The organism is Mesorhizobium sp. M0306 (genome assembly GCF_040321655.1).
Classification (GTDB): Bacteria; Pseudomonadota; Alphaproteobacteria; order Rhizobiales; family Rhizobiaceae; genus Mesorhizobium.
The window spans coordinates 342,552-348,943 of the sequence record NZ_JAMYRY010000003.1 but is presented as its reverse complement, the minus strand read 5'-3'; the positions used below and the strand labels follow the sequence as shown (position 1 = coordinate 348,943).

The following is a 6,392-nucleotide window of genomic DNA, read 5'->3' as shown; positions in this document are numbered from 1 at the left end:
GCGTATCGTCGGCAGCGATTGCAGGATGATCTGGAAGGGGGTGCCGAAGGCGAGATCGCCGGTCAACTGGTCGGGAATGTCGACGACTGCTTCACGCGGGTCAGAGCGCGCCACCGTGACGACGGTCTGGCCGGGCGAGACCGTCTGGCCGACCTCGGCGCCGACGGCGGTGACCACGCCATCGAAGTCCGAGAACAACCTGGTATAGCCAAGCTGTTCCTGCGATTTGGCCAGTGCGGCATTGGCCCGCTCGACACCGGCCGCGGCGGCCTGCCTGGCTTGGCGCGCGGCGTCGAAGACGGCCTGCAAGGTGTTGGCGGCGACAAGCAACTGGCGCTGGCGCTCCTCGCTTGCGGCGGCATTGGCAAATTGCGCCTGCGCGTTGGAGAGTTCTGCCTTCGCCGCCTGCACGGCAAGCTCCAGCGCCGTCGGATCGAGCGCCGCGATCGTCGTGCCCCTGGTGACGATATCGCCGACCTTGACATCGCGGACGACGACCCGTCCAAGCAGGCGGAAGGCAAGGTCGGCGCTGAACTGCGGTTCGACAGATCCGGCGAATCCGAAGGTCTCTACGGTGCGGGGCTCGACCACCACCGACAGCACAGGCCGGATGATCTCGGGCGGCTTCTCTTCCGATTGCGAGCAGGCGCCGAGCACGAGCCCAAACAGGGCAGGAACAAGCGGGGCAGGGCTGCGCAGGAGCCGGTTCATTGCTCCGCTCCCGCTATCTCGACGGTCTGGCCGGGGCTGAGCAACTGGCCGCCGGCGGTGACGACGGTTTGGCCTGCCTCGAGCCCCTTGTCGATGATGACCGAGCCGGATCCGAAGGCCAGCACCTCCACCTGTCTCGCTGCCACCGCCTTGGTCGCTTGATCGACGACCCAGACGGCCGGCTTGCCCGCGTTCAAGGTCAATGCCTGCCACGGCACGATGACGGCCTTCGACGGCTGGGCGCTGACCGACCCGATGACGGCCGCGCCGAGCGGCATGCCCGCGGGCGTGTCGGGAATGGCGACCTTGACCCGGATCGAGCCTGAAGTCGGATCGACCGCCGGCGAGATTTCACGCACCTTGCCCATCGCCTTGATCTGCGGATCCGACAACAGCGTGATTGTCACCGCGGGTGCTGCCGGCGTCTTTGCTACCATCGTTTCCTCTACGTTGAAGACCGCATCGCGGTCGCCGTCCTCGGCAAGGGTGAAGACGGTCTGCGCCGCCTGCACCACCTGCCCGGCTTCGACCTGGCGCACTGTGATCACGCCTGCCGCACCCGCCTTGAGTTCGGTGAAGGAAAGGTCCTCTTTTGCATTGGCGAGCGCGCTCTGAGCGGCATCGACGCTGCTCGCGCCACCTTCGACGCCTGCTCGGCCGCATCATAGTCGCGCCTCGTGGTGTAGCCCTGGGCAAGCAGTGTCTTTTGCCGTTCGAAGGCGGCGGCGGCCTGGGTCAATTGCGCCTGCGCGGCGTCGAGATCGGCCTGCGCCGAGCGCAGGTCGAATTCCTGTTCCTGCGGATCGATGCGGGCGAGCACGGTACCTTGATCGACATGTTGCCCGACGTCGACAAGCCGTTCGGCGACGCGGCCGCCGACCCGGAACGAAAGATTGTTTAGCGTGCGCGCCGCGATCACGCCGGTGAGCGAAGTCCTTGGCGCATAGTTGGCGGTCGCCACGGTCTCGGTGAGGACCATGATCGGCAGTTTCTTCGCCGCAGCCTCCTGCTTCTGGCAGCCGGCCAGAAGCAAAGGCAGCATTGCCATTGCGCAGGCTAGAATTGTGGAGGCAGGAAAAGACAAATGGCTGGGGGTTTTGACCGACGGCGGCGAGACGGACAATGTCGCGTTCCTGCTCATAACTCCCTCAACCGCGCGGACCGCCCCCTGTAGCAAGACGGCGCGGACAATGGCGAGGATAATTGATCCCCGCAAAAAGGAAACCTCTTCTCGTACGCGTATAGGCGGTTGGGTAAGCTGGCCAGTTAACGCATCGGCGACAGGCCCAATCACCCGCCGCCAGTGCCAACTTGAGGAAAACCTGAAATAAGCCCAGAAGAGTCTCAACAGCCATCAAACGAGAGCGGGCGCTGGCCCGGTAAGGGATACGATGACAAATTCAGCCATTTCCGAACGCAAGAGCCAGTCGATTTCGCGCGGCGTCGGCATGACCACGCAGATCTATGCCGATCGCGCCGAAAACTCGGAGATCTGGGATGTGGAAGGCCGCCGCTACATCGATTTCTCGTCCGGCATCGCTGTCGTCAACACCGGCCACCGTCATCCGAAGGTGATCGAAGCGGTCAAGGCGCAGCTCGACCGCTTCACCCACACCTGCTACCAGGTCGTGCCCTATGAGAGCTATATCAGGCTGGCCGAACGGCTGAACGGCATGCTGCCTGGTAAGTTCGACAAGAAGACGATTTTCGTCACCACCGGCGCCGAGGCGGTGGAGAATGCGATCAAGATTGCCCGCAACGCCACCGGCCGGCCGGCGGTCATCGCTTTTTCCGGCGGCTTTCACGGCCGCACCTTCATGGGCATGGCGCTGACCGGCAAGGTCGTGCCCTACAAGGTCGGCTTCGGCGCCATGCCGGCGGATGTCTTCCATGCACCGTTCCCGGTGGCACTGCACGGCGTGTCGGTCGCCGATTCGCTGGCCGCGCTCGACCGGCTGTTCAAGGCCGATGTCGATCCGGCCCGCGTCGCCGCGATCATCGTCGAGCCGGTGCAGGGCGAGGGTGGCTTCTACGAGGCGCCGCGCGATTTCATGACTGCATTGCGCAAGATCTGCGACCAGCACGGCATGCTGCTGATCGCCGACGAGGTGCAGACCGGCTTTGCCCGCACCGGCAAGATGTTCGCCATGGACCACCACGAGGTGGCGGCCGACATCACCACCATGGCCAAGAGCCTGGCCGGCGGCTTCCCGTTGGCGGCGGTCACCGGGCGTGCCGAGATCATGGATGCACCGAACCCCGGCGGGCTCGGCGGCACCTATGGCGGCAGCCCGATCGGCGTCGCCGCGGCGCATGCCGTGCTCGACGTCATCGACGAGGAGAAGCTCTGCGACCGCGCCAATACGCTGGGCAACCGGCTGAAGCAGCGCCTGCAATCGATCCGCGACGAAGCGCCGGAGATCGTCGACATCAGAGGCCCAGGCTTCATGAACGCGGTCGAGTTCAACGATGTGACGAAGGGCCTGCCGTCGCCGGAACTCGCCAATGCGGTCCGGCTGAAGGCGCTCGACAAGGGCCTGATCCTGCTGACCTGCGGCGTCTACGGCAACGTCATCCGCTTCCTCGCGCCGATCACCATCCAGGATGGCGTCATGAACGAGGCGCTCGACATTCTGGAAAGTTCGATCCGCGAGGCCCGCGCCGCCTGAGCGATACGATTATCCTGCCGCGCGGGCAGGCTCTGCCTGCTGGAAGGCGGCGAGCGCTGCCTTCAGCCCGTCGGGCCCGGTCGCAACAATCTGCGGCGACGGCGAAAAGCCGGCGCCGAGCATCTTGCGGCCAAGCATGTGGTCGCCGGGCCGGTTGACCGATTCGATGCCGAGCAGCCGGCTTCCGGCGTAGTGGTAGATGGAGAATTTGTTCTCGGCCACGTCGCCCAGCACGACATGGCTGTCGCCGCCCGAAATCAGGCCGACCATCTGCAGCTTCATGTCGCCGATATCGGACCAGAACCACGGCACCGCTGAGTAGTTATCGGCGTGGCCGACGATGGTGCGCGCGGCGAGCCGCGCCTGGTCAGTGGCGTTCTGCACCGATTCCAGCCGCACATCGCCACCGGTGAACCAGTGCCGGTAGGAGGCGGCATCGCCGATGGCAAGGATTTCCGGCACCGACGTGCGCATCTGCTGGTCGACGCGGATGCCGTTGGCGATGGCAATGCCGGCGGCTTCGGCCAATTCGACATTCGGCACGACGCCGATGCCGATGACGACCATCTGCGCCGGCAATCTTTCGCCGGATGAGGTGATTGCAGCCGAAACACGGCCGTTCTCGCCCTCCAGCCGTTCGATGGTGGTGCCAGTGAGGATGCGCACACCGGTGGCTTCCAGCCGCTGGCGGACATGGCCGGCGATGACCGGCGCCACGGCGCGGCCGAGCAGCCGGTCGACCGCCTCGACCACCGCAACCTTGCGGCCGGCCGCGGTGAGCGTCGCGGCAATCTCCAGGCCGATGAAGCCACCGCCGAGGATGACGACGTCCTCGCTTTGCGCGCTCAATTCGCGGATCAGGCGGGCATCGCCGAGCGAGCGCAGCGACACAACGCCGGAAAGCTCCGAACCCGGCAGCGGCAGCAGGCGCGGCCGCGCGCCGGTGGCGAGGACAAGCCGGTCGAACGGCAACACACCGCCGCCCGATATCTCCAGCCTGCGGCCGCCTACATCGATGCGCTCGATCCGGAGGCCTGGCCGGTAGTCTATGGCGCTGCCGGTATAAAAAGCCTCGCCGCGCAACGGCTGCGGCTTTGCTTGCTGATCCTTGATGAAGGTCTTCGACAGCGGCGGCTTGTGGTAGGGCAATTCGTTTTCGTCGCCGACCAGGATCACCGGGGCTTCATAGCCCTCTTCGCGCAGGCTGGCGGCCGCTTGCACGCCCGCATGTCCCGCACCGACAATGACGATCCCGTTCTTCATAACAGCCCGATTCCTCATCCAAATCTAGGACGTCTCGCCAGGTGGCGATTGTCCGGCGCCGCCGCAAGAGCGCCGATCCGGGTCGCACCCGGAACGGCCGCCTGTCAACCGCGTCATGCGCCGGCATTCCCTATACATCGATGTTAAAGTTGACAGTTCTAGTTTAGAATAATTCTAAACTATTGTTTCAATTGAATTTTTTCTGCGCCACCAGTTGACATCCGGCGTCTTCGCCGTTTTATGGAAGCTCGCGCGTCAGCGCATCCCTTTGATGTCTGGGCCTTGAACCCTTTCGATTGGAGGCATTTCGGTGTCTTTCTTCCGCGAAGCGCGCGATGGCGCGACCCCTCTTTGCCCGCTGGCAGCTGCCCGCCGCGGCGCCGGCATTTCATTGATTCCCGAGGAGAGACAGTCATGAGAACGATGATGACCGCGCGGTATGGCGGCAGGCTTGCGGCGATCGGCGCCGCCGCGATGCTTACTGCGGCGGTGTTCGTGCTGCCGGCCAAGGCGCAAACCGATGCCAAGGCGGTCATCAAGACTTATTCCGACATCGCGCTCGCCAAATACGAGGATTCGCTGATCACGGCCGAGGCGCTCGACAAGGCTGTCGATGCGCTGCTCGCCAAGCCATCGGCCGAAACGTTGAACGCCGCCCGCGAGGCCTGGAAGGCATCGCGCGTTCCCTATCAGCAGACCGAGGTCTATCGCTTCGGCAATGCCATCGTCGACGACTGGGAAGGCAAGGTGAACTCTTGGCCGCTCGACGAGGGCTTGATCGACTATGTCGCCAAGAGCTACGGCACCGAGTCGGACGCCAACGCGCTCTACACCGCCAATGTGATCGCCAACAAGTCGATCGAGATCAACGGCAAGAAGGTCGACGCCACCAATCTGACGCCGGAGTTCCTCTCCGGCACCCTGCAGGAGGCCGGCGGTATCGAGGCCAATGTGGCGACCGGCTATCACGCCATCGAATTCCTGCTTTGGGGGCAAGACCTGCACGGCACCGGTCCGGGCGCCGGCGAGCGGCCCTACACCGATTACGACCTCGCCAATTGCACCGGCGGCAATTGCGACCGTCGCGGACAGTACCTGAAATCGGCGAGCGACCTTCTGGTTTCCGATCTCAAGGATATGGTCAACGACTGGAAGGAAGGCGGCGCCGCCCGCAAGAACCTTGTCGATGGCGAGCAGAATGCCGCCATTTCGACCATCTTCACCGGCATGGGCTCGCTGTCCTACGGCGAGCTCGCCGGCGAGCGGATGAAGCTCGGCCTCTTGTTGCACGATCCGGAAGAGGAGCACGATTGCTTCTCCGACAACACCTACAACTCCCACCTATATGACGCGATCGGCATCCGTGCCGCCTATCACGGCAGCTACACGCGGCTTGACGGCACTGTCGTCGAGCGGCCGTCGGTGGCCGACATGGTCAAGGCGGCCGATCCGGCGATCGACAAGGAATTGTCGGCTAAACTGGATGTCACCATCGCCAAGATGGAGGCCATCAAGGCGCGGGCGCTTGCCGGCGAGGCCTATGACCAGCAGATCGCCGAGGGCAACGCTGACGGCAACGCCACCGTGCAGGCGGCGATCGACGCGCTGGTCGATCAGACCAAGTCGATCGAACGCGCCGTCGGCACCCTGAAGCTCAATGCCATCGCCTTCGAGGGCTCGGACAGCCTCGATTCACCGGACAAGGTGTTCCAGTAAACTTCGAAACCAACAGCCACGCGGCGCAATGAG

5 protein-coding genes and 1 pseudogene are annotated in these 6,392 nt (G+C 64.4%); 2 read left to right on the top strand and 4 right to left on the bottom strand.

The genetic code is table 11. From position 1 onward, the window contains the following. From NKI95_RS08560 to NKI95_RS08550, 3 genes and pseudogenes are all read right to left on the bottom strand, one after another. On the bottom strand, positions 1-711 hold a 711-nt coding region (locus tag NKI95_RS08560), incomplete at its 3' end, for an efflux RND transporter periplasmic adaptor subunit (RefSeq protein ID WP_352715832.1). After that, positions 708-1,289: pseudogene (locus NKI95_RS08555) on the bottom strand (efflux RND transporter periplasmic adaptor subunit); the annotation flags it as partial. The gene NKI95_RS08560 and the pseudogene NKI95_RS08555, both read right to left, overlap by 4 nt. Continuing rightward, positions 1,256-1,753: an efflux RND transporter periplasmic adaptor subunit gene (locus NKI95_RS08550; protein ID WP_502909125.1), complete on the bottom strand. Its 498-nt coding sequence runs from the start codon at positions 1,751-1,753 to the stop codon at positions 1,256-1,258. The pseudogene NKI95_RS08555 and the gene NKI95_RS08550, both read right to left, overlap by 34 nt. A 349-nt stretch (positions 1,754-2,102) precedes the next feature. Between NKI95_RS08550 and NKI95_RS08545 the strand changes: the two genes are divergently transcribed. Beyond that, the gene (locus NKI95_RS08545; protein ID WP_352715831.1) at positions 2,103-3,380 is read left to right on the top strand and encodes a 4-aminobutyrate--2-oxoglutarate transaminase; all 1,278 of its coding nucleotides are present in this window, start codon (positions 2,103-2,105) and stop codon (positions 3,378-3,380) included. Between the two features lie 9 nt (positions 3,381-3,389). Here the strand turns inward: NKI95_RS08545 and NKI95_RS08540 are convergent, their stop codons facing one another. Further along, positions 3,390-4,643, bottom strand: a complete 1,254-nt coding sequence (locus tag NKI95_RS08540) for an NAD(P)/FAD-dependent oxidoreductase (protein ID WP_352715830.1) — start codon at positions 4,641-4,643, stop codon at positions 3,390-3,392. Positions 4,644-5,069: 426 nt separating this feature from the next. On the opposite strand from NKI95_RS08540, the gene NKI95_RS08535 reads away from it, so the two are divergent. Continuing rightward, positions 5,070-6,359, top strand: coding sequence for an imelysin family protein (locus tag NKI95_RS08535; protein ID WP_352715856.1), 1,290 nt, complete (start codon positions 5,070-5,072; stop codon positions 6,357-6,359). Positions 6,360-6,392: the final 33 nt, after the last annotated feature.

Excerpts from the sequence above, each read along its gene's own strand:
- NKI95_RS08550 (WP_502909125.1), bottom strand. The coding sequence starts at position 1,753 with ATGCTGCCTTTGCTTCTGGCCGGCTGCCAGAAGCAGGAGGCTGCGGCG.
- NKI95_RS08545 (WP_352715831.1), top strand. The coding sequence starts at position 2,103 with ATGACAAATTCAGCCATTTCCGAACGCAAGAGCCAGTCGATTTCGCGC.
- NKI95_RS08540 (WP_352715830.1), bottom strand. The coding sequence starts at position 4,643 with ATGAAGAACGGGATCGTCATTGTCGGTGCGGGACATGCGGGCGTGCAA.
- NKI95_RS08535 (WP_352715856.1), top strand. The coding sequence starts at position 5,070 with ATGACCGCGCGGTATGGCGGCAGGCTTGCGGCGATCGGCGCCGCCGCG.